Genomic DNA, 22,456 nt, shown 5'->3' on the forward strand with positions numbered 1-22,456 from the left:
GGCGCGACCGCCTGCTGCGCCTCGGGAGGGCGGCGCCAGGCGTCGGCCAGCGCCTGCAACGCGCCCGGCGCCGCCTCCAGCGAGACCAGCGCCGTGCCGCCCTCGCCCGCCGATTGCGCCCCGCCCGCGGGCAGGCCGGCCCACAGGCCGAGGTGCAGCGCCGCCGCCAGCGTCACGAAGCCCGCGAATTCCAGCGCCGGTTTCATCGTGGCCTCGTCGTCAGCATGACCGAGGCGATGCCGAGACCGGCCAGCCGTTTCAGAACCTGCGCCAGCGTGGCGGCGGGCAGCTCGGCATCGGCGCGGATCAGCAGCGGCGCCGCGTCATCCGGCCGTTCGGCCAGCGCCTGCCACGCCGCCGCGCCGCTGGCCCCGCCATAGCTGGGCGAGGCGTCGGCAGACAGAAACAGACTGACCTTTTCAGTGGCCGGTTCGCCCCCGCTGGCCAGCGGGGGGGTGATCTCGAAGGGCGCGGGAGGCGCGATCCGCGCCGTCATCAGGAAAAAGATCAACAGCAGGAAGACGACGTTGATCATCGGCACGATGGCCTCGGCGGGGCGGCGGCGGGGGCGGGCAGGGCGGAAGTCCATGCGCCTACTCCACCAGCACCAGCCGGGCGAAGCCCGCCGCCGTCAGCGCGTCGGTGACATCCGTGAGATGTTGCAGCGTCGCGCCGTCGGTGGTGCGCAGAAGGATGGCGTCGGCCGGGCCTTCGGTGAGCGGGCTGAGCGCCTCTGCCAGCCGATCCAGCGCCACCGGCCTCCCGTTCAGCGTGATGGCCCCGGGGGCGATCCCGACCAGCCGCGGCGGGCCCTGGTAGGGCGCGCCCGCGCCCGCCGCCGACAGCGGCAGCCCGCCCTCGCGCCCGACTTGCGAGACCAGCATGAAGAACACCAGCAGCAGGAACACCACGTCGATCATCGGCGTGAGGCTCGGCCGCCGGGCCGGGAGCGGGTCGGCGAAATCGAACATCAGCCCGCCCCCCGGTCTCCGGCATGGGTGAAGATCCGCGTCGCGATATCCTCCAGATCGGTCTGCGCGGTCTCGGCCACGCTTTCGAACCAGGTCAGCGCGGCGGCGGCTGGGATCGCCACGGCCATGCCCGCGGCCGTGGTCAGCAGCGCCTCCCAGATGCCACCGGCCAACGCTGCCGCATCGGCCTGCGCGCCGCTGTCCTGCAGGGCCTGGAACGCCTCGATCATGCCCAGAACGGTGCCCAGCAGGCCGATCAGCGGCGCGATGGTGGCGATCAGCTCCAGCGCGCGCAGGCCGGCGCGCAGCTCGGCCAGTTCGGCCTTGGCGACGCGGGTGGTCTCCTCGCGGGCGGCGTCGCGATCCATCCGCGGGTTGCGCAGCGCCCCCATGGCACTGGCCGCGAGCCGTGCGCGCAGGTCGCCGCCACGGGCCAGCGCCTCCAGCGCGGCGGCCTGCCCGCCCTCGCACCACAGCGCCACCGCGGTGCGGACCCGCCCGCGCGCCCAGGCGCCCAGTCGCGCAAGGCGCCAGAGCTTCCACAGGACCAGCGCCAGCGTCAGGACGGAGAGGCCGGCGATCACCCACAGCGCCGGGCCGCCCTTGTGCAGGAATGCGATAAGCGCGTTCAGGTCCATCTGCTGTTCCCTCCTCAGGATCGCCCGCCCGGGGCGATGTTACAGGCATGCCCGCCGCGACCCGGGGCTGTCCAGCCCCCGCGGTGCGCGCTCACCGGAGCACCTCCAGCGGCTGGAAGACCGGGCCGTCGTCAGTCTGGCTGAACCAGGCTGTGATGCCGAAGACGCGGGCCAGCCGCTCGGCGGTCAGCACCGCGCCGGGCGGGCCGTCGGCGACCAGCCGTCCTTCGCCCAGCAGGATCAGCCGGGTGCAATGGCGCGCGGCGAGGCCGAGGTCATGCATCGACACCAGCGCCGCGCGCCCCTCCTCGGCCAGCGCGGCGAAGGTCCGCATGGTCGAGATCTGGTGCGCGGGGTCGAGGCTGGCGATCGGCTCGTCGGCGAGCACAAGAGGCGTGTCCTGCGCCAGCGCCCGGGCAATCAGGGCGCGGGCCTGCTCGCCCCCCGACAGGCGGGTCGCGGCGCGGGCGCGCAGCCCGGTCAGGCCCATCCGCGCCAGAACGGTTTCGACCACGGCGCGGTCGGCATCGCTGGGCGACTGGCCGGCGGCCAGATGCGGCGTGCGGCCCAGCATCACCAGCGTCTCAACCGAGACCGGCCAGGCGATCTCGCGCGATTGCGGCATCCAGGCGGCGGCCTTGGCGCGGACGCGCGGCTCCAGCGCGGCGAGGGAGCTGCGCCCCTCCGCCGGGATCAGGCCGAGGGCGGCCCGCATGAGCGTGGTCTTGCCCGCGCCGTTGGGGCCGATCAGACCCACCACCTCGCCCGGTTCGATGGCGAAGCTGACATCGCGGAACACCGGCCGCCCGCGCAGGGTGACGGAGAGGTTCTGGACGGAAAGGAGGCTCATGGCATGTCTCTCCGCGTCTTGTAGATCAGGTGCAGGAACAGCGGCGCCCCCACCAGCGCGGTCAGGACACCGAGCTTCAGGTCGCGCTCGGGCATAACCAGCCGCACCGCGATATCGGCGGCCAACACCATCGCGGCCCCGCCCAACCCCGAGGCCCAGAGCAGCCGCGAGGGCCGCGCGCCCACCAGCGGGCGCAGAAGATGCGGCACCACCAGCCCGACGAAGCCGATCGCGCCCGCCACCGCCGTCCCCGCGCCGACCACGCAGGCCGTGCCGAGGATCAGCGCCAGCCGCAGCCGGGACAGGCGGATGCCCATCGCCTGCGCCGCGTCCTCGCCCAGCGTCAGCGCATCGAGCCCGCGGCCGAGCGTGACCAGCAGCACCCAGCCCAGCGCCATCAGCGGCAGCGCCAGCGCGACATGGGCCATCGAGCGGTCGGCCAGCGAGCCCATCATCCAGAACATCATCTCGGTCGCGGCGAAGGGGTTGGGCGAGAGGTTCAGCACCAGCGAGGTCAACGCCCCGGCCAGCGCCGAGATCGCGATACCGGCCAGGATCAGCGTCAGCGAACTGCCCCGCGGCCCGGCCAGCAGCAGGATCAGCAGAACGCCGCCCAGCGCGCCGGCCAGCGCCATCAGCGGCAGGCCCAGCGCAAACGTGGCCGAAAGCCCGGTCTGGATCGCCAGCACCGCGCCCAGCGCGGCGGTGCCCGAGACGCCGATCAGCCCCGGCTCGGCCAGCGGGTTGCGCAGGTAGCCCTGCAGGGCCGCGCCCGACAGCCCGAGGCTCGCGCCGATCATCGCCGCCAGCAGGGCGCGGGGCAGGCGGATCTCGCGCATCACCAGCGTCAGCGGCCCGCCGTCGCCCGACAGCAGCGCGCGCAGGCTTTCGCCCGGGCCGATATCGGCCGGGCCCAGCGTCAGCGAGGCCAGGAACAGCGCGGCGACGAGGCCCGCGAGGATCAGCATCAGGCGGATCATGGCCGCGCCTCCGGCCCGGCCTCGCGGGCGCGGATCAGCCGCTCCACCGCGCCCAGCACGAAGGGCGTGCCGCAGATCCAGTCACTGTCGGCGACGCTGCCCCGCAACCGCCCCGCGCGCAGCGCCCGCACCACCGGGTGTTCGAGGATTTCCTCGGCGCGCGAGCCGCCGGGATAGGGGCGGCCGGTGATCAGCGCGTCGGGGGCGGCCAGCGCCAGCACCTCCAGCGGCAGGGTGCCGCCGTGGCTGTAGCCCGCCTCCGTCGCCAGATTGTCGAAGCCCGCGGCCAGCAGGATCTGCCCGGCGAGCGTCCGGTCGCCCAGGGTGTAGCCATTGGCGAAATAGAGCGCGGCGCGGGGGCGTTGCGCGACCTCGGCCTGCAGGGCGCCCAGCCGCGCCTCGTATTCCGCGACCGCCTGCGCGGCGCGCTCGGTCCGGCCCAGCACCGCGCCCATCTGGCGCAGCCGGTCGCCGACATCGGCCAGCGTGACGGCCGGGTCGAACACCGCCACCGGGATGCCCAGCCGGCGCAGCATGTCCAGCGTGGCGCCGCCGGTGAAGCGGCTGGCGATCACCAGGTCGGGACGCATCAGGTAGATCTCTTCGGCCCGGCCGCGGTTCAGCGGATAGGCCCGCGCCGCCTCGGCCATGGCCGAGCTGCGCGGATCGGCCGCCAGGAAGGAGACGGAGATCAACTGCCCCTCGCCGGCCAGCAGCATCGCCAGCTGGTCGGTGCACAGGTTCACCGAGACCACCCGTTCCGGCCGCCCGGCCGTGGCGGGAAGGGCCGGGGCGAGCAGCGCCGCCCCGGCCAGGATCATGGTCGTTATGGCCTTACCAGCGCGCATCGAGCCCGACATAGGCCGTCTGCCCGCGGCCGGCATAGCCCCAGACATCCATCACATCGGCGTCGAACAGGTTCTGCACGCGGCCGGTCAGGGTGACGTGATCGCTCAGCGAATAACGCGCGGCGACGTCCACGGTGGTGTAGTCGGGCAGCTTGACGGTCTGGTAGGCGCCCCAGAACTGGGTGTCGTAATTGCCCGCCACATGCCGCAGGTCGGCCGTGACCGTGCCGCGCCCGCCAAAGGTCTCCAACGTCGCGCCGAGGCCCAGTTCATGCTTGGGACGGCGGATTTCGACCGTGCCCGCCGGATCGGTCGCGTCGAGATAGGTGTAGGACAGGCGCAGGTCCAGCGCCTCGGTCGCGGCCAGTTCTGCCGAGACCTCGACCCCCTGCCGGTCGCTGTCGCCGGTCTGGTTGGCGAAGCTGTAGCTGCCCGGCCCCGACATGACCGAGACGATCTCATCGGTCAGGGTCTCATTGAAATAGGTCACGTCCACCAGACCGCGCCCGCCGAACACCGGCAGTTCGACGCCGAGGTCGAAGCTGCGGTTGGTCTCGGGCGTCAGGTTGGGGTTACCCAGATAGGTGGTGGCGAAGGGCGGCGTGCCGTAGGTGACGTTGGTGAACAGTTCGAAATAGGTCGGGTTGACCGAGCCGGTCCCAGCCGAGCCGTGCAGCCGCACGCCGTTGGCGAAGGTGTAGGCAGCGCCGACGGTCCAGGTGGTGATGTCCTTGAACACCTTGTTGTCGTCGCGGCGCAGACCGGCCTGGATGTCCAGCCCGCTGTCGTAATGGCCGCGGTATTCGAGCGCGACGGAGGTCGTTTCGCGCTTGTAGGCGGGATTCAGGCTGCTGCTGTCCTGCTCGTTCTCGACCAGCAGGTTCAGCATCTGGTCGGCGCGCGCCGCCGGCTGCCCGTCGAGACCGAAGCTGAGCCGGTATTTCAGCGCCTCGGATTCGGTCTTGGTGGCGAAGCCGCCATAGGTTTCCTCGTTGTCGGTCTTTTCGTAGGCGAGGTGATGGGTCAGCCGCCCCTCCAGCATCGAGAAATCGGCATAGACGCTGCCCGTGGCCTCGTCGCGGGTGCTGGACTGGGTGGGATCGTCCACGACGTAGCCGTCGGAATCCACGGCCATCCAGGAGGTGCTGTCGAACTCGTAGCGCTCGTCGGCGCGGCGCAGGGTGAAGCCCAGCGTCAGCGCCTCGGTCACGGCGAAATCGCCCGAAAGGATCAGGGTCTGGCGGTCGGTGCCGTCCTTTTCGCCGCCGTCGCCCGAGAAATCATAGCCCGCGTCGTCGCGGTCGGAGAGGTTCAGCGACAGGCCGCCGCGCGCGGTCCGGGTCGAGACGAAGGCGGTGGCGGTGGTGCCGCCGCCGATTTCGACCGAGCCGCCGTATTCGGTGCCGATCCCGCCCTTGCGGGTGATGATGTTGACCACGCCCGCCGAGGCGTTCGAGCCGTAGTAGACCGATTGCGGCCCGCGCAGCACCTCGATGCGGTTGATGTTCACGGCCTCGAGCCCGCTGAGGATGTATTCGCCATCGCCGCCCGCGGCCTCGATCCCGTCGATCAGGATCAGGGTGTGGTTGCTTTCGGCGCCGCGGATGCGGACCTGGGTGTAGTTCGCGCCGATGCCGCTGACGCTGAGGCCCGGGACGGCGCGCAGGGCGTCCTGCACGGTGGTGATGCCGCGCTCCTCGATTTCCTCGGCGGTCAGCACGCTGGCCGCGCGGCCATAGGCCTCGGCGCTGATCGGGGTCAGGCCGCCCGAAACGATGATCTCGCCCAGGTCGTGGGTTTCCTGCGCGGTTGCCGATGTGGCGGTCAGCGCGGCGACGGCCGCGGTTGCCATGAGTTTGGCACGGTTCATGTTGTGTCCCTCTGTCGGCCGGAGTTGGCCGATGTGCTTCGAATTGGTCATTGGAAGGACGCACTCCTTCCGCAGACGGTGAGATGTGCCACCACTACGGAAGATCCGTTGCCCCGAACGCGCCCCGCGTCAGGACAGGGTGAACTCTTCGGCAGGTCTCCTGACTTGCGGGTCGTGGCTTTGCCGGGCCTTCCCACAGCGCCATATGGGCGCGGCAGTGGCATGTGCCGGCATCGCTCGCCGCTTACAGTTGCGGGGGCAGTCACGGAATTGGGCCGAAGGCCCGCACCATGTTCCCTTTTAACCGGACGGCGCACCGCCCGGACCGAAGCCCCTTCCGCTTAGTCCGAATCCCGGCCAAGCGTCAATGAACAAAGCGACAGGCGCCGGCTCAGCGGCTCTGGCCGCTGCGCCCGCTGCGGCGGCTGACTGAGGGGGGGGCGGTCTCGGCCTCGGGCGCCAAGCCGGGCGCGGCGGATGGCGGCTGGGCCCCGGGCTCGGCCGGCAGGGGCGCGGGCTCCGGGGCCGGCAGGGGCGCCGGTTCGGGCGCGGCGCGGGCGATGTCGCGCCAGGCATCGGCCTGGGCGGGGCTGATCAGCCCCTCGGCCACCGCCCGCTGGCGCACCGTCTCGGCGCGGCTCTCCTCGCAGGCGTTGAACTCGGCGACGCAGCCGGCGTCGGCGGTTCCCGCGGCGCGGCAGGCGTCGAACCCCGCCAGGCAGGCCGCCGGGGTGGCGGCCTGCTCCGGTTCCGATGCGGCGGCGGGCGGCGGGGCGGCGGCGTTCATCGCGTCGGCCCAGGCCGCGCATTCCGCGAGGTCCGGTTTGCGCTGAAGATCGGAATAGCCGCCCATGATCATCGTGGTCAGGGCGCGCGCCGCGGGTGTGTCGCAGGCGCAGGCCCATTGGCCGGCCCGGTCCTTGCCGGCGTAGCAGTCGGTTTCGGCCGCGGCCGCCGTCGGCAGCAGCAGCGCGGCGGCGAGGGTCAGCAGGGCGGGGCCGTTCGGCCGGGCGGGACGGGTCATTGGGCGGCCCTTTCGACGGAGAACATGCGGCTGCCCAGTTCGGCCTGGTCGTGGCGCACCACGACGCGGTAGACACCCTCGGGCCAGCCGTTGTCGGGCCGGGTGACGGCCAGCGAGACCTCGATCACCGGCCCCGCGCCTATCCCCGACAGCGCGGCCCGGTGCGCGCCCACCTGATAGCCGGTCTCGGCGTAGATCAGCGCGATCTCGATCACCCCCTCGCGGCCGGTGCCGACCACCTGACCCACGGCGTTGACCTCGGCGGTGTCGGGGCGCAGCAGGGCCGCGTTCTCTCCCGGTGCCGCGCCGGCGCTGAGCAACGCCAGCGCCAGCGCGGGGCCGGCGGACCGCGGCCGCGCGACGGAGGTTTCCGACTGGGCGGCGGCGGGGGCGGCGGTGTCGGGCAGCGGCGCGGGGGCGGCCATGCGAAAGGTGCTCTGATAGGTCTGCATGATGGCGAAGACCTGCTGCGAGCGGCCCGGCGCCGCGGGTTCGGGAAGCACCGCCCAGACCACATGCAGATGCGGCCCGCTGCGGGCGTAGAAGGCGTAGGCCACCATCCATGCCCCCTCGGACTGCCAGACGTAGCTGCGCATCTCGCCGGTGACGCCGTGGATGGTCGCGGGTCGGACCTCGTAGGGGTTGGCGCCCCAGTCCATGCTCTCCTCGAGCATCGGGATCACCTCGGGCAGGTCCATCCCCTCGGGCAGCTGGATGGTCGAGACGCCCATCGCCAGCTCGCCGTCGGGGCTGGTGAAGCGGGCGGTGCCGCCTTCGGGGTCGTCGATCATCTGCTGGGTCCAATCGTGCGGCACGCTGATCTGCCAGCCGCTGCGCGGGGCGCTCAGGGTGAGGCTGTCGGTGGTGGCGCCGGCGGGGCGGGGCAGGGCGCACGCGGCCCCCGGGCAGGGGCTGGGCCCGCGCGTCATGGCCGCGCGGGAGGCCGCGGAGGCCCCCGGCGCGGCGCTGGCGGCGAGCAGCACGGCCAGCGCCGCCCCTTGCACAACTGACGAATGTCGCATCTGCATCCCTCCCTAGCCCGGGTCAATCTCCCGGCGTGAACAGCCGTTCGGGCAGGCCGTAGCCATCAACCCAGTTGTACCAGATGACATCGGTCGGACCGATGACGTTATCGACCACCCGCCAGCCGCCGCCCTGCCGCCGCATCGGGACCATGACGAGATCGCTCATCATGCCCCGCGCCCGGTCCCGGGCACAGGACGTCGTGGGCCAGTCCAGGCTGCTTCCGTCGGGTTGCAGCGGCGCCGCCTCGGGATAGCACCAGGTGCCGTCGGTCGGCAGTTCGCGGACGGGAAATATCCCCCGCCGGCCGAGTGCGCGCGCCCGGGACACCGGCGCCGGCGCGAGCGGTGCGGCCGCGGCAGCGCCGCCCGCGCCATCCGCGATTCCGTGGCTGAGCAGGACCGTGGCGCGCAGATCGAGCCTGAACGTCAACCGATGCGCGCCGCCGCGCTGCGCCGGCGGGCGGGCCGCGGGGTGGGTGTTCAGGATTTCGGTCCGAGTCTGCGTGACCGTCCACCGCAGCGCGCTCTGTCCGGTCCAGACCCGCATTTCGGCCTGCCCGTCAGGGGGGGCGAAGCGGCGGCCTTCCTCGTTGGCGGGCGGGTCTCCGGCGGGGCGCAAACGGCTCTGCGGGGGGCGGATCGAGGTGCCGAAGCGGGCGTTGGTGTAGATCGTCCACCCCCCGTCGGCCTCGGCCCGCGGTGCAGGGGGGACGGTCTGGCCGGCCGCGCCGGCGGCCCCGTCCCCTGCCCCTCGGGGCGGGGGACGCTCCGCTGCGCGCGCGGGCGCGGCCGCCAGGGCCAGGGCGAGCAGCCCGGCGCCCAGCCAAATGCGCCCGTTCAGATGCGTGACCTGCGGCACGCCTCATCCTCCGTCAAGGTTCCGGCTCCGAGGAGGAGTAGACCATGCCGGCCCCGCCCCGCACCTTGATGCGGGTCAAGGTGCGGCGGCCCGTGTCGCGGGATCAGCCGAGCCGCGCGCGGGCCTCGGCCAGCCCCTTCAGCAGCATCGCCTGCCCCTTGGCCTGCACCGGGGCCGCGCCCTGCGCGGTCACCGCGCTGACATAGATCGCGGCCAGCGCGCCCTCGCCGATCACGGCGACCGGCTGGCCCAGCCAATAGGGGCGGGTCGCGGCCATCTCGGCCCCGACCAGCGCGCCCCAGAGCCGCGCCCGCGCGACGTTCTCCGACAGGCCCGCCAGCAGCCCCTCGGCGCGCAGGCTGGCGATGCGCCCGGCCAGCCTCTCGGGCCGCGCCTGCACCTCGGACAGGGTTTCCAGGAAGGCGGGCTCGTCCCAGGCCTCGGCCCTGAGGCCAAGGCGCGCGGCACTGTCGCGGGCGAGATCCGCGGTGGCGAAGGTCTGGAAGCTGACCACCTCGCCCGCGCTGACATGGGCCCAGGCGGTCTCGGTGCCGGGCAGGCAGAGCACGCCGTCGAATTTCGGGTTCAGCGCCAGGAAGCCGGCCATTTTCGTCTCGGCCCCCTGCGTGACATGGGCGGGGTTTTCCTGCGCGAGGCCGGGGATGGCGGCGACCCGGCGCGGGCTTGACGCCAGATCCAGCGGCGCGGCGTCCAGCGGTTCGCAGGGCACCTTGCGGAACCCGGCCTGGGGCAGGCCGCAGGCGACGATCGGCCCGCCGACGCCGGGCATCAGCGCCGCCGCCGTCTCGGCCAGGCTTTCGGGGCTGTCGGCGCTGGCGCTGTGCTGTTCGAGCGGGTGCGCGCCGCCCTCCATCTGCCAGAGCCAAAGAATGGCCCCGTCTTGCGCTGCCGCGATCCATTCGCTCATGGCCGCCTCCCTGTTCCGGTTGTGCCTCGGCCCAAAATAGGGGGCGAGGCGCGGGGCCGAAACCCTATTCGGGGGCGACGCACTTCGCGATGCTGGCCGCCAGCCCGCTCAGCAGCGCCGAATAGAGGCCGGGGCCGTAGTCCAGCGCGCTGCCCGAAGGGTCGAGCGGGGCGCCCACGCGCACGCCGGTCCCCTCGACCAGGGTTTCCACATAGGCGGGGTCGTGCTGCGCCTCGGGGAAGACGCAGACCGCCCCGGTCCGCTCCAGCACGGCGCGGATCTCGGCGAGGTGGCGCGCGCCGGGGGCGGCGGCGTCGCCAAAGGCGATGGTGCCGGCGATGTTCACGCCGAAATGGCCGGCGAAATAGCCGTAGGCGTCGTGGAAGACCACCACCGGGGCATCGCCCACCGGCGCCAGCGTGGTGCGGATCCGCGCCTCGGTCTCGTCCAGCGCGGCGATGGCGGCGGCGGCGTTGGCGGCGTAGGTCGCGGCATTGTCGGGATCGAGGCGCGACAGTTCCTCGGCGATGGCCGTCAGCCACGCCCGGCCGTTTTCCGGCGTCAGCCAGGCATGCGGATCGAGCCCCTCGTGATCGTGACCGTCCGCGTCGGCGTGATCCGCGTCGCCCGCCACGCCGGCTTGCCCGCCGCCGAATCCCTGCCGGTGCGTGCCCTCCAGTTCGATCAGTTCCAGCACCGCGCCCGACAGCCCGACGCCCGCGATCGCGCGGTCCAGCCAGGGCGTCATCTCGGGGCCGACCCAGATCACCAGCCCGGCCCGCGACAGGGCGCGCGCCTGCGACGGCTTGAGCTGGAAATGATGCGCGTCCGAGCCCTTGTCGAGCAGGATGCCCGGCGTGCCGAGATCGCCCATCACCTGCGCGGCCAGCGAATGGACGGCGGGAAGATCGGTCATCACCCTGGGCACTTCGCCAAGGGCGGGCGTGGCCAGAAGGGCGGCAGACAGGCACAGGAACAGGCGCATGGTGTGTCCTTTGTCGGTTGCATCCGGGGAGCGAGTATTGATATGTTATATCGTAACGTGTCAAGGGGGCAGAGCGGATGGAGACCGAACAGACGGCCGGGCTGGCCTTTGCCGCCCATGACCATGACGCCTGCGCCGACGAGATTCTGGCGCGGGCCGAGGCGCTGGCTGCCGAGAAGGGGCTGCGCCTGACGCCGGTGCGCCGGCGCACGCTGGAGATCCTGCTGGAGACCCATCAGGCGATGGGCGCCTATGACGTGCTGGCGCGCCTGGCCGAGGACGGCTACGGCAAGCAGCCGCCAGTCGCCTATCGCGCGCTGGAATTCCTGGTGGAAAACGGGCTGGCGCACCGTATCCGGCGTCTGAACGCCTTCACCGCCTGCATGCATCCCGGAGAGCCGCACAGCCCCGCCTTCCTGATCTGCAACGGCTGCGATCAGGTGGCCGAGGCGCCGGGCCGGGCGGTGCAGGAGGCGATGCAGGCGGCCGCGGGGACGGCCGGTTTCCGCATCGAGCGGATGAGCATCGAGGCGGTGGGGCTGTGCTCCGCCTGCCGGGCGCAGGGGGCGGCATGAGCCTGATCACGGCAGAGAAGATGGGCGTCCGCTATGGCGGGCGCGTGGCGCTTGAGGGGGTGGATTTCACCATCCATCCGGGCGAGATCGTCACCGTGGTCGGGCCCAACGGCTCGGGCAAATCCACGCTGCTGCGCGCGTTGCTGGGGGTGATCCGGCCCTCCGAGGGGCGGGTCAGCCGGCAGAAGGGGCTGCGCGTCGGATACATGCCGCAGCGGCTGGCCTTCGACGGGCGGATGCCGATGACGGTGCGCCGCTTCCTGTCGATGCCCGAACGCCGCAGCGATGCCGAGGCCCGCGCCGCGCTGGCCCGCGTCGGCGTGCCCGGCGTCGAGCGCCAGCAGATGGACACGCTGTCCGGCGGGCAGTTCCAGCGGGTGCTGCTGGCCCGCGCGCTGCTGGCCAGGCCGCAGATCCTGGTGATGGACGAGCCGACGCAGGGGCTGGACCAACCCGGCGAGGCGGCCTTCTACAAGCTGATCGAGGAGCTGCGCGCCGAGACGGGCTGCGCCATTCTTCTGGTCAGCCACGACCTGCATGTGGTGATGAGCGCCTCGGACAGGGTTCTGTGCCTGAACCGGCATGTCTGCTGCGAGGGCACGCCCATGGTGGTGTCGAACGCGCCGGAATACCGCGCGCTGTTCGGCCTGGGCACCGGCGGCGCGCTGGCGCTCTATCGTCACGATCACGATCACGATCACGACCACGATGAGCACGACCATGACGGCCACGGCCATAATCATGGCGCGGGCGAGGGGGAACACGCCCATGCTGGATGATTTCCTGCTGCGAGCGGCGCTGGCGGGCCTCGGCGTGGCGCTGGCCGCGGGCCCCTTGGGCTGTTTCGTGGTCTGGCGCCGGATGGCCTATTTCGGCGAGGCGACGGCCCATGCCGCGATCCTTGGCGTGGCGCTATCGCTGGCGCTGTCGGCGGACATCTTCGTCGGCACGCTGGCGGTGGCCCTGCTGATGGCGCTGAGCGTTTCGGCGCTGGCAGGCCGGGGCATGGCGATGGACACCGCGCTGGGCGTGCTGGCCCATGCGGCGCTCGCCTTCGGCCTGGTGGGCGTGTCCTTCCTGCACGGGGTGCGGGTGGACCTGACGGCCTATCTCTTCGGCGACATCCTGGCGGTGGGGACATCCGACCTTGGCTTCATCTGGGGGGGCGTGGCGGTGGTGCTGGGGCTGCTGGGGTGGCGCTGGTCGGCGCTGCTCACCTCCACCCTGAACGAGGAGCTGGCGCATGCCTCGGGCATCGACCCGGCGCGCGAGCGGCTTGTGCTGACGGTGGCGCTGGCGCTGGTGGTGGCGGTGGCGATCAAGGTCGTGGGCGCCCTGCTGATCGTTGCCATGCTGATCATCCCTGCCGCCGCCGCGCGCGGGCTGTCGCGCACGCCCGAGGGCATGGCCGCGGGCTCGGTCGCGGTAGGGGCGCTGGCCGCGCTGGGCGGGCTGTCGGGATCGTTGATGTTCGACACCCCGGCGGGGCCGAGCATCGTGGCGGTGGCGGCGCTGATCTTTGCGGCGCTGCAAATGGTGCCGGGCGCGCGGCGGCGCTAGGCCGTCCGTGCCCCCCGCGGCCCGCGCCCATTCCGGCAGGCATACCTCGCACCGGCGCCTGCATCGCCCGCAGACGGTCCCGGCCGCGATCGGCGGCGCCTTCGCGCTGATTTTCCACGGGCCCTCCGAAAAGCTATGGTTGAAATGCGGCTTTTATGGCATAGCCCAGCTGGGCGGTCTGATCTCGATCAAGTCAATTGTTGCCTCTGTGATGTAGCAATGACCGATCACAGCCCGCAGCGCCGGGGAGCGAGACAGAACAGATGCGACTGACGACACGGACCAACATTGCCATGCGCGCGCTGATGTATTGCGCCGTCAACGCGGGGCGCGTGGTGCGCAAATCGGATATCGCCACCGCCTGCAATACCTCGGAAAACCACATGGCGCAGGTGATCAACACGCTCAGCCATTTCGGGCTGGTCAAGACCACCCGCGGCCGCCATGGCGGCGTGACGCTGGAACGCCCCCCCGAGGAAATCAACGTCGGCCTGGTGTTCCGCAAGCTCGAATCGCATGTGCCCTTCGCCGAGTGTTTCGCGCAGGAGGCCAATACCTGCCCGATCATTGGCTTCTGCCGGTTGCGCGGCGCGCTGGGCGGGGCGCTGGCCGAGTTCTACAAGGCGCTCGACAAGGTCACGCTGGCCGATCTCGTCCGCGACAACGCGGAGTTGGAGGACGCGCTTCTCCTACGCTGAGGCACCAGCTTCTCATCTGCCTGCGCCCGGTCTAGAAAGGCCGGGCAGCACAACCGGGGCAGAACATGACAGACAACATTCCTGACAGCACACAGGCCGGCGAAATCCTGCGGGCGCTTTTCGCGCGCGCGGTCGAGGTGGCCGACCCGATGCGCTGCGTGCCCGCCGCCCTGCCGCCGCGGCCCGCGGGCCGGGTGGTCGTGGTCGGCGCCGGCAAGGCCTCGGCCCGGATGGCCGAGGCGGTGGAGGCGGCCTGGGGCCCCTGCGAGGGACTGGTCATCACGCGCTACGGCTATGCCCGCCCGACGCAGGGCATCGAGATCGTCGAGGCCGCACACCCGGTGCCGGACGCGGCCGGCGAGGCGGCGACGGCGCGGATGCTCGACCTGTTGCGCGGGCTGGGCGAGGACGATTTCGTGCTGGCGCTGATCTCGGGCGGCGGTTCGGCCCTGCTGGTGCAGCCGGCGGGCGCGATCACGCTGGCGGAGAAGCAACAGGTCAATGCCGACCTGCTGGCCTCCGGCGCGCCGATCGGGGCGATGAACACCCTGCGCAAACATCTGAGCCTGGTGAAGGGCGGGCAGCTGGCCGCCGCGGCCCATCCGGCGCGGATGCTGGCGCTGATGATCTCCGACGTGCCGGGCGACGACCCGGCCTTCATTGCCTCGGGGCCGACGGTGGGCGACGCCACGACGCCCGCCGACGCCCGCGCGGTGCTGGAGAGATGGGGTATCGTTCCGCCGTCCTCGGTCGCCGCGGTGCTGGCGGGCGAGACCGGCGTCCTGCCGCCCGACGCGCCGCAGCTGGCGCGGGTGGAGAACCGGGTCATCGCCGCCCCGGTGCAATCGTTGGAGGCCGCGGGCGACCTGGCCCGCGCGCGGGGCTGCGCGGTCGAGATCCTGGGCGACGCGCTGGAAGGCGAGGCGCGCGAGCTGGCCATGGCCCATGCGCGTCTGGCGCTGGGGCGGCAGGCGCGGCTGCGTCCGGGCGATGCGCCGCTGCTGCTGCTGTCGGGCGGCGAATGCACCGTCACCCGGCGCGGCGACGGCATCGGCGGGCCGAACGCGGAATACGCGCTGGCGCTGGCGCTGGCGCTGCGCGGCGCGCCGGCGATCCACGCGCTGGCCTGCGACACCGACGGCGTGGACGGCGCGGCCGAGGTCGCGGGCGCGGTGATCGGCCCCGACACGCTGGCCCGCGCGCGGGAGGGCGGGCTCGACGCCGGCGGCGCGCTGGGGCGCAACGACGCGCACAGCTTCTTCGCCGGGTTGGGCGACCAGGTGGTGCCCGGCCCCACCCTGACCAATGTCAACGATTTCCGCGCGATCCTGATCTTCCCGCGCCGGTAGGGCGCGGGCCTTCCGCTGCCCGTCTGGCGGGCATTCCGGGCGGGCGCAACGCCCTCCCGGCGGCATCTGCCGCTGATTTGACCGCCCCGGACCCCGCGCCGGGTTGAGCTTCGCGGCCCATGCCCTAAGTTGCGGCGAGGTTGCCGGAACGGACACGCATGACCCATACGCCCCCGACCCTCAGCATGAAGCTGACCGATCTGATCGGCCGCATCTACCCCGAGGAGGATCCCGATATCCTGGCCTCGAGGGTGATCGCCGCCTTCTGGCCGGAGGGCGCGCACCGGCGCAAGCGCGCCCGCACGCCGGGCAAGCGGCTGTGGTCGCAGCGGGACGCGATCGTGATCACTTACGGCAATTCGGTCACCGATGACGGGCACGAGCCGCTGGACGTGCTGCATCATTTCCTGATGGGCTATCTCCAGGGGACGGTCAGCACGGTGCACCTGCTGCCCTATTTTCCCTTCACCTCGGATGACGGCTTCGCGGTGACGGATTACCGCGAGGTGAACCCGGCGCTGGGCGACTGGTCCGACATCCGGCGCCTCGCGGGCGATTTCACCCTGATGTCCGACCTGGTGCTCAACCACGTCTCCAGCCAGGGCAAGTGGTTCAACGCCTATCTGGAGGGCGAGCCGCCCTTCGACCGGTTCTTCTTCGAGGCCTCGCCCGGGGACGACCTTTCCAGCGTCGTGCGCCCGCGCACCCACCCGCTGCTGCGCGAGGTGGAGACCGCCAACGGCACCCGCCATGTCTGGTGCACCTTCAGCCACGACCAGGTGGACCTGGATTTCCGCAATCCCGAGGTGCTGCTGGAGTTCATCCGCATCATGCGGCTGCACATCGACGAGGGCGTGCGCATCCTGCGGCTCGATGCAGTGGCCTATCTGTGGAAGCAAATCGGCACCTCCTGCATCCACCTGCCGCAGACCCATGCCATCGTGCAGCTGTTCCGGGTGCTGTGCGATTTCGCGGTCGAGCCGGTGCTGCTGCTGACCGAGACCAACGTGCCCAATGTCGAGAACCTGACCTATTTCGGCAACCGCAACGAGGCGCATGCGGTCTACAATTTCTCGCTGCCGCCGCTGATCCTGCACGCGCTGCACAGCGGCACGGCCGAGCATCTGCACCGCTGGCAGGTGTCGATGCCGCCGGCGCAACTGGGCTGCACCTATCTCAACTTCTCCGCCAGCCATGACGGGATCGGGATGCGCCCCGCCGAGGGCATCCTGCCGCAGGAGGATATCGACCGGCTGGTGGCTGCGGTGCAGGCGTTCGGCGGGCGCGTCTCGATGCGCAGCCTGAACGGCGGCGGCGAGGCGCCCTATGAGCTGAACATCACCTTTTTCGACGCGATGAAGGGCACCTTCGCCGGCGAGGACAACTGGCAGATCGAGCGCTTCCTGTGCAGCCAGACCATCGTGATGGCGCTGGAGGGTATCCCCGCCTTTTACATCCATTCGCTGCTGGCCACGCCGAACGACCATGAGGGGGTGGAGCGCACCGGGCTGAACCGGGCGATCAACCGCCACCGCTGGGACTATCAGCGGCTCTGCGCCCTGCTGAGCGCGCCCGACAGTGCGCAGGCCCGCGTGCTCAACAGCATGAAGGACCGGATCGGCATCCGCGCGCGCCAACCCGCCTTCCACCCCAACGCGACGCAGTTCACGCTGCATCTCGACCACCGCATCTTCGGCATCTGGCGCCAGAGCATCGACCGCGACCAATCGATCTTTGCGCTGCACAATGTCAGCGGCGACACGGTCGCGGTCTCGCCGCTGTCGATCAACCTGATCGGCGGCGAGGACTGGGTGGACCTGCTGACCGGCGAGCATGTCGGGCCGTCAGGCGGCGACATCAGCTTCGCGCCCTACCAGTGCCGCTGGATCGCCAACCGGTTCGTGCGGAAATAGGCCCGCGGGCGGCTGACCCGTCAGTCGCCGCAGCCGAAGGCGGGCGACGAAGATGGGGCGTTTCGGGCAACGCCGTCCGGCATCTCCCACCCGGCGATGATGCCGGGCAGGTCCCGCCGGGCCCCGTCAGGTGTAATCGTCGTAATCGTCCGCGACCGCGCGCAGCATGTCGATCATCAGCGCGGGGTCGGCGGCGTGGACGCGGTTCCAGGTGGGGATGAAGGGCGTTTCCGAGGGATTCTCCAGATAGGTCTGCCCGGCGGTCATGATGTTGGCCGCGAACAGCTCGATCATCTTCTCCTCCCTGTGCCGGTCGATATGCAGCCCGTTCATGCGCGCATCGGCGTAATAGCCCTCCAGCAGGTCCAGCGCGCAGCGGTAATAGGTGGCCTTGAGCGTGCGGAATATCTCGTCGCTGAAGATCGTCCCGTCCGCGGCCAGCTTGCGGAAGATCGACTTGCAGATGTCCACCGACATCCGCGACAGCCCGGTCGAGGCGTCCTCTTCGGAGACCGGCTGGTGCTTGTGGTCGTAATTGTCGGCGATATCCACCTGGCAGACCGAGCCCGGGGCGAGGTTGCGCCAGGCCTCTGACAGCACCCCGATCTCCAGCCCCCAGTCCGAGGGGATGCGCAGGTCGGGCAGCGGCGCGGTCCGCATCGCGAATTCGCCCGACAGCGGGTAGCGGAAGGCGCGCAGGTAATCGAGGTAGTCGCGGTCGCCGATCACCTTTTTCAGCGCGATCAGGATCGGGCTGACCAGCAGGCGGGTGACGCGGCCGTTCAGCTTGCCCTTGCCGATGCGCGGGTAATAGCCCTTGGCCAGCTGGTAGGGGAAATTCGGATTGGTCACCGGATAGACCAGCCGGGTCAGCATGTCGCGGCTGTAGGTCACGATATCGCAATCGTGCAGCGCCACCACCGCGCTGTCCTTGCACGCCAGCGTGTAGCCCAGGCAGAACCAGACGTTGCGGCCCTTTCCGGGCTCGCCGGGGTTGAGGCCCAGCGCCTCCAGCCGCTGGTGGATGGTCTTCATCCGCGGGCTGTCGTTCCAGATCACCACATGATCCTGCGGCAGGCGCGAGAAGAATTCGATCGCGTGGCGGTATTGCGCCTCGTCGGCGCGGTCGAGGCCGATGACGATCCGGTGCAGGTAGGGGACCTTGCTCAGCTCGTCGAGGATATGCGGCAGCGCCTGGCCTTCGAGTTCGGAGAACAGCGAGGGCAGGATCAGGCTGATCCGGCGGGTCTGGGCGTAGGTTTCCAGCTCGCGGGACAGGGCCTCGGGCAGGGTCGTCCGCAGGTTGTGCAGCGTCGCGACGTTGCCGTTCTGGTGAAAGTCTGCCACGCGTCGTCCTCCGTGTTCCCTATCGGGACCGTTCCACCATAACCTGCAAGATGGCCTCATTCCAACCCGCGGGGCCGGCGAGGGTGGTCCGGCGGATGCGCCCCTCCTCCTCGCCGCCGAGCGGGGGCAGCGGGGCGCGGCGCGGATTGGCGACGACGATGCCGAGATCGGCGCGCTCCAGCATCTCCACGTCATTCGGGGCGTCGCCCAGCGCGACCGAGAAGGGATGGCCGTAGCGTGCCAGGATCTCCTCCATCCGGGCGGCCTTGGTGCCCCCGAAGCTGAGGGTCAGGAAACGCCCGCCCTCGCGCGCGGTGATGCCCCGGGCGGCGAGCGCGTCGAGAAAGCGCGCCTTTTCGGCCGCGCCGCCCGTCCAGAGTCCCGGCTCCGAGAATTGCCGCCGCGCGGCGCGGGCGGCCTCTTCGGGCGACAGGCCGGTGTGCTCGGCGATGCCGTCGGGGCCCCAGTCGCCGAACCCCGCGAAACCGGCGCGCAGATCGGCCGGAAGGGTGTCGAGCGCGGCGCGCAGCGCCTCGTATCGTCCGCCGGCCGTGGCGCTCTCGCCCGGTTCCAGCAGGCCCGCGCCGTTCTCGACGATGGCGGGCACGTCGGCAAAACCCAGCGCGTCGCGCAGCGGCGCGATCTCGGCGGCGGTTTTCGACGAGGCCAGCACCAGCGGCACGCCCGCCGCGCGCAGCCGCGCCAGCGCCGGCGCTGCGGCGGCGGGGCTGTAGCTGTCGTGGTCCAGCAAGGTGCCGTCGAGATCGGTGAACACGATCAGCTCGGGATGGGGCATGGCCAAACCTCCGCTCGGGGTCTGCGGTCACCCTAGCCGCATAGGCGCGCGCAATGCACCCGTTTCGCGGCCCGGCGTCACAAAACTTTTCCTGTTCCTGTCCGGACGCACTCTCTAGACCGTTGTCGCAACAGGAGGGTGGCAGGCATGGCGGCGGGGCATCTCGATCCGGTGGATCTGTTCGTGATCGGTGGCGGCATCAACGGCTGCGGCATCGCCCGCGACGCCGCGGGGCGGGGGCTGAGCGTGACCCTGGCCGAGAGGGGGGACCTGGCGCAGGCGACCTCCTCGGCCTCGACCAAGCTGTTTCACGGCGGGTTGCGCTATCTGGAATATTTCGAGTTCGCCCTGGTGCGCGCCGCCCTGAAGGAGCGCGAGGTGCTGTTGCGCGCGATGCCGCATATCAGCCGGCCGCTGCGCTTCGTGCTGCCCCTGCACCCCGACCTGCGCTTTGAGGGTGGCACGCCGGCGGCGCGGCTGCTGGGCGGGCTCATGCCGTGGACGAGGGGGCGCCGCCCGGCCTGGGTGATCCGCCTCGGACTGTTCCTGTACGACCACCTCGGCGGGCGCGGCATCCTGCCCGGCACCCGCACGCTGGACCTGACGCGGGATCCGGCAGGGGCGGTTCTGCACCCGAAATACCGCAAGGCGTTCGAATATTCCGACTGCTGGGTCGATGACAGCCGGCTTGTGGTGCTGAACGCCCGCGACGCCGCGGCGCGCGGCGCGCGCATCCTGACCCGGGCAAAGGTGATTTCGGCCAAGCGCGCGGATGGCCTGTGGCGCATCTCGGTGGCGCGCGGCGGCGGCGTCGAGATCCATCACGCCCGCGCGCTGGTCAATGCCGCCGGGCCCTGGGTGGGCGAGGTGATCCGCGACGCGCTGCATCTGGACAGCCGCGAAAACCTGCGCCTGGTGCGCGGCAGCCATATCGTGACGCGGCGGCTGTTCGACCATGACCGGGCGTATTTCTTTCAGGGTCGGGACGGGCGTATCATCTTCGCCATTCCCTATGAGCAGGAGTTCACCCTGATCGGCACCACCGATCACGACCATCACGGCGACCCGGCCCGCCCCGTCTGCACCGAGGCGGAGCAGGACTATCTCTGCGCCTTCGCCTCGGATTATTTCGCGCGGCCGGTGACGCGCCGCGATGTGGTCTGGAGCTATTCCGGGGTGCGGCCGCTCTATGACGACGGGGCCGGTTCGGCGACGGCGGCGACGCGCGATTACGTTCTGTCGCTGGACGCGGCGGGCGGCGCGCCGGCACTGCATGTCTTCGGCGGCAAGATCACCACCTATCGCCGGCTGGCCGAGGTGGCGCTGGCGCGGCTCGCCGCGCATTTCCCCGGCGCGGGCGGCGCATGGACCGCGGGCGCAGCGCTGCCGGGCGGCGATTTCGCGGTGGATGGGGTGGGGGGGCTGGTGGCCGATCTGCGCGCGGCGCATCCCTTTCTCGACGCGAAATGGGCCCTGCGGCTGGTGCGCGCCTACGGGACCGAGGCGGCCGAAATGCTGCAAGGCGCGACGGCGCGCGCCGATCTCGGCCGCGACTTCGGCGCCACGCTGAGCGAGCGCGAACTGCGCTGGATGATCGGGCGGGAATACGCGCGGGACGCCGAGGATGTTCTCTGGCGCCGCTCCAGGCTGGGGCTTAGGATGACGCCCGAGGAGGTTGCCGCGCTGGCAGCGTGGATGGCGGAGAACGTCCCCGCGCGCGGCTGAGTTCGCCCATGTCCCATGTGCTGGCCATCGACCAGGGCACCACGTCGACCCGCGCGATCCTGTTCGACGCGGCCCTGCGTCCGGTCGCCTCCGCGCAGCAGGAATTCCCGCAGCACTACCCCGCCTCGGGCTGGGTCGAGCACGACCCGGAGGATCTGTGGCGGAGCACGCTTTCCACCTGCCGCGCGGCGCTCGCGCGGGGCGGCGTCGCGGCGGGCGATCTGGCCGGGATCGGCATCACCAACCAGCGCGAAACCACGCTGGTCTGGGACCGCGAGACCGGTCGTCCGATCCACAACGCGATCGTCTGGCAGGACCGGCGCACCGCCGGACTCTGCGCCGATCTGCGCGCGGCGGGCAGCGAGGCCGAGATCACGCGCAGGACGGGGCTGCTGTGCGATCCTTATTTCTCGGGCAGCAAGTTGGCCTGGCTGCTGAACACCGTGCCCGGCGCGCGCGAGAGGGCCGCGGCGGGCGCGCTGCTGTTCGGCACGGTGGACAGCTTCCTGATCTGGCGGCTGAGCGGGGGGCGGGCGCATGTGACCGACGCCACCAACGCGGCGCGCACGATGCTTTACGACATCCGCGACGGGCGCTGGGACCCGGAGATCTGCGCGCTTCTCGACATCCCCGCGGCCATGCTGCCCGAGGTGCGCGACTGCGCCGATGACTTCGGCCTGACCGACCCCGCGCATTTCGGCGCGGCGGTGCCGATCCGGGGGGTGGCGGGCGACCAGCAGGCGGCGACCATGGGGCAGGCCTGCTTCCGGCCCGGCATGATGAAATCGACCTATGGCACCGGCTGTTTCGCGCTGCTCAATACCGGGTCCACGCTGGTGGGGTCGCGGAACCGTCTGCTCGGCACCATCGCCTACCGGCTGGGAGGCGAGATCACCTATGCGCTTGAGGGTTCGATCTTCGTTGCGGGCGCGGTGGTGCAATGGCTGCGCGACGGGCTGGGGCTGATCGGGGCGGCGGGCGAGACGCAGGGGATGGCCGAAGCGGCCGATCCGGCGCAGCAGGTGATCCTGGTGCCCGCCTTCACCGGGCTGGGCGCCCCCTATTGGAACGCCGAGTGCCGCGGCGCGATCTACGGCCTGACGCGCAATACCGGCCCGAGGGAACTGGCCCGCGCGGCGCTGGAAAGCGTGGGCTTCCAGACCCGCGACCTGTGGGAAGCGATGCGCGCCGATTGGGGCGGCGCGGGGAACACGGTGCTGCGCGTCGATGGCGGCATGGTGGCCTCGGACTGGGCGATGCAGTTCCTGGCCGACATCCTGGGCGCGCCGGTGGACCGGCCCGTGCTGCACGAGACCACGGCGCTGGGCGCGGCCTGGCTGGCGGGGATGCAGGCGGGGCTCTATCCAGACGCTGCCCGCTTTGCCGAGAGCTGGGCGCTGGAGCGGCGCTTCGCTCCGCGGATGGACGCGGCCACCCGCGCGGCCCGCTATGGCGGCTGGCAGCGCGCGGTGCGGGCGACGCTGCAGGTCTGAGCGAGGGGCGGATCGCCGGGCG

At 71.4% G+C, this 22,456-nt stretch carries 22 protein-coding genes, 1 pseudogene and 1 riboswitch; of the genes and pseudogenes, 8 read left to right on the forward strand and 15 right to left on the reverse strand.

Going from position 1 to position 22,456, the window contains the following annotated elements; all coding sequences use genetic code 11:
• The 13 genes and pseudogenes from KCI33_RS07920 to KCI33_RS07980 all read right to left on the reverse strand — a co-directional run.
• Positions 1 to 206, reverse strand: a pseudogene (locus KCI33_RS07920) (energy transducer TonB); the annotation flags it as partial.
• Positions 203 to 589: a biopolymer transporter ExbD gene (locus KCI33_RS07925; RefSeq protein WP_212524241.1), complete on the reverse strand. Its 387-nt coding sequence runs from the start codon at positions 587 to 589 to the stop codon at positions 203 to 205. The gene KCI33_RS07925 and the pseudogene KCI33_RS07920, both read right to left, overlap by 4 nt.
• Positions 590 to 593: 4 nt before the next feature.
• On the reverse strand, positions 594 to 971 hold the full coding sequence (locus tag KCI33_RS07930; protein WP_212524242.1) for a biopolymer transporter ExbD: 378 nt from the start codon (positions 969 to 971) through the stop codon (positions 594 to 596).
• The gene (locus KCI33_RS07935) at positions 971 to 1,609 is read right to left on the reverse strand and encodes a MotA/TolQ/ExbB proton channel family protein (RefSeq protein WP_212524243.1); all 639 of its coding nucleotides are present in this window, start codon (positions 1,607 to 1,609) and stop codon (positions 971 to 973) included. The genes KCI33_RS07930 and KCI33_RS07935 overlap by 1 nt, the downstream gene beginning before the upstream one ends.
• A 91-nt stretch (positions 1,610 to 1,700) precedes the next feature.
• Positions 1,701 to 2,459 carry an ABC transporter ATP-binding protein gene (locus tag KCI33_RS07940; protein WP_212524244.1) on the reverse strand — a complete coding sequence of 253 codons (759 nt, stop codon included), beginning with the start codon at positions 2,457 to 2,459 and terminating at the stop codon, positions 1,701 to 1,703.
• Positions 2,456 to 3,439 carry an iron ABC transporter permease gene (locus KCI33_RS07945; RefSeq protein WP_212524245.1) on the reverse strand — a complete coding sequence of 328 codons (984 nt, stop codon included), beginning with the start codon at positions 3,437 to 3,439 and terminating at the stop codon, positions 2,456 to 2,458. Before KCI33_RS07945 ends, KCI33_RS07940 begins: the two co-directional genes overlap by 4 nt.
• On the reverse strand, positions 3,436 to 4,287 hold the full coding sequence (locus KCI33_RS07950) for an ABC transporter substrate-binding protein (RefSeq protein WP_212524246.1): 852 nt from the start codon (positions 4,285 to 4,287) through the stop codon (positions 3,436 to 3,438). Before KCI33_RS07950 ends, KCI33_RS07945 begins: the two co-directional genes overlap by 4 nt.
• Positions 4,274 to 6,157, reverse strand: coding sequence for a TonB-dependent receptor (locus KCI33_RS07955; RefSeq protein ID WP_212524247.1), 1,884 nt, complete (start codon positions 6,155 to 6,157; stop codon positions 4,274 to 4,276). Before KCI33_RS07955 ends, KCI33_RS07950 begins: the two co-directional genes overlap by 14 nt.
• Before the next feature lie 132 nt (positions 6,158 to 6,289).
• A riboswitch (cobalamin riboswitch) is annotated at positions 6,290 to 6,502 on the reverse strand.
• A 46-nt stretch (positions 6,503 to 6,548) separates the two neighbouring features.
• Entirely contained in the window at positions 6,549 to 7,181 is a 633-nt protein-coding gene (locus KCI33_RS07960) for a hypothetical protein (RefSeq protein WP_212524248.1), read from the reverse strand.
• Positions 7,178 to 8,203, reverse strand: a complete 1,026-nt coding sequence (locus KCI33_RS07965; protein ID WP_212524249.1) for a hypothetical protein — start codon at positions 8,201 to 8,203, stop codon at positions 7,178 to 7,180. The genes KCI33_RS07960 and KCI33_RS07965 overlap by 4 nt, the downstream gene beginning before the upstream one ends.
• 22 nt (positions 8,204 to 8,225) lie before the next feature.
• On the reverse strand, positions 8,226 to 9,065 hold the full coding sequence (locus KCI33_RS07970; protein WP_212524250.1) for a hypothetical protein: 840 nt from the start codon (positions 9,063 to 9,065) through the stop codon (positions 8,226 to 8,228).
• A gap of 103 nt (positions 9,066 to 9,168) precedes the next feature.
• Entirely contained in the window at positions 9,169 to 9,993 is an 825-nt protein-coding gene (locus KCI33_RS07975; protein ID WP_212524251.1) for a 2-dehydro-3-deoxygalactonokinase, read from the reverse strand.
• A 64-nt stretch (positions 9,994 to 10,057) separates the two neighbouring features.
• Positions 10,058 to 10,978, reverse strand: a complete 921-nt coding sequence (locus KCI33_RS07980; protein WP_212524252.1) for a zinc ABC transporter substrate-binding protein — start codon at positions 10,976 to 10,978, stop codon at positions 10,058 to 10,060.
• 77 nt (positions 10,979 to 11,055) lie between these two features.
• Here KCI33_RS07980 and KCI33_RS07985 point away from each other — a divergent pair, with 77 nt between their 5' ends.
• From KCI33_RS07985 to KCI33_RS08010, 6 genes are all read left to right on the forward strand, one after another.
• The gene (locus KCI33_RS07985) at positions 11,056 to 11,553 is read left to right on the forward strand and encodes a transcriptional repressor (protein ID WP_212524253.1); all 498 of its coding nucleotides are present in this window, start codon (positions 11,056 to 11,058) and stop codon (positions 11,551 to 11,553) included.
• Positions 11,550 to 12,332, forward strand: coding sequence for a metal ABC transporter ATP-binding protein (locus KCI33_RS07990; protein WP_212524254.1), 783 nt, complete (start codon positions 11,550 to 11,552; stop codon positions 12,330 to 12,332). Before KCI33_RS07985 ends, KCI33_RS07990 begins: the two co-directional genes overlap by 4 nt.
• Positions 12,322 to 13,113, forward strand: coding sequence for a metal ABC transporter permease (locus tag KCI33_RS07995; RefSeq protein WP_212524255.1), 792 nt, complete (start codon positions 12,322 to 12,324; stop codon positions 13,111 to 13,113). The genes KCI33_RS07990 and KCI33_RS07995 overlap by 11 nt, the downstream gene beginning before the upstream one ends.
• 263 nt (positions 13,114 to 13,376) lie before the next feature.
• The gene (locus tag KCI33_RS08000) at positions 13,377 to 13,811 is read left to right on the forward strand and encodes an Rrf2 family transcriptional regulator (protein ID WP_212524256.1); all 435 of its coding nucleotides are present in this window, start codon (positions 13,377 to 13,379) and stop codon (positions 13,809 to 13,811) included.
• A gap of 65 nt (positions 13,812 to 13,876) precedes the next feature.
• Positions 13,877 to 15,160 carry a glycerate kinase gene (locus KCI33_RS08005; protein WP_212524257.1) on the forward strand — a complete coding sequence of 428 codons (1,284 nt, stop codon included), beginning with the start codon at positions 13,877 to 13,879 and terminating at the stop codon, positions 15,158 to 15,160.
• A 158-nt stretch (positions 15,161 to 15,318) separates the two neighbouring features.
• Positions 15,319 to 17,073, forward strand: coding sequence for a sugar phosphorylase (locus KCI33_RS08010; protein ID WP_249138976.1), 1,755 nt, complete (start codon positions 15,319 to 15,321; stop codon positions 17,071 to 17,073).
• 126 nt (positions 17,074 to 17,199) lie between these two features.
• Here KCI33_RS08010 and KCI33_RS08015 read toward each other — a convergent pair whose 3' ends face one another.
• Both KCI33_RS08015 and KCI33_RS08020 read right to left on the reverse strand, forming a co-directional pair.
• Complete coding sequence (locus KCI33_RS08015; RefSeq protein WP_212524258.1) at positions 17,200 to 18,420, reverse strand: glycosyl transferase; 1,221 nt, start codon at positions 18,418 to 18,420, stop codon at positions 17,200 to 17,202.
• 19 nt (positions 18,421 to 18,439) lie between these two features.
• Positions 18,440 to 19,216 carry an HAD-IIB family hydrolase gene (locus KCI33_RS08020; protein WP_212524259.1) on the reverse strand — a complete coding sequence of 259 codons (777 nt, stop codon included), beginning with the start codon at positions 19,214 to 19,216 and terminating at the stop codon, positions 18,440 to 18,442.
• 147 nt (positions 19,217 to 19,363) lie between these two features.
• Here KCI33_RS08020 and glpD point away from each other — a divergent pair, with 147 nt between their 5' ends.
• Together glpD and glpK are read left to right on the forward strand one after the other, a co-directional pair.
• Positions 19,364 to 20,941: a glycerol-3-phosphate dehydrogenase gene (gene glpD / locus KCI33_RS08025; RefSeq protein ID WP_212524260.1), complete on the forward strand. Its 1,578-nt coding sequence runs from the start codon at positions 19,364 to 19,366 to the stop codon at positions 20,939 to 20,941.
• Positions 20,942 to 20,949: 8 nt separating this feature from the next.
• On the forward strand, positions 20,950 to 22,434 hold the full coding sequence (glpK, locus tag KCI33_RS08030) for a glycerol kinase GlpK (RefSeq protein WP_212524261.1): 1,485 nt from the start codon (positions 20,950 to 20,952) through the stop codon (positions 22,432 to 22,434).
• The last annotated feature ends 22 nt before the right edge of the window (positions 22,435 to 22,456 follow it).

This window comes from Actibacterium sp. MT2.3-13A (genome assembly GCF_018139985.1).
GTDB lineage: Bacteria > Pseudomonadota > Alphaproteobacteria > Rhodobacterales > Rhodobacteraceae > JAGSOU01.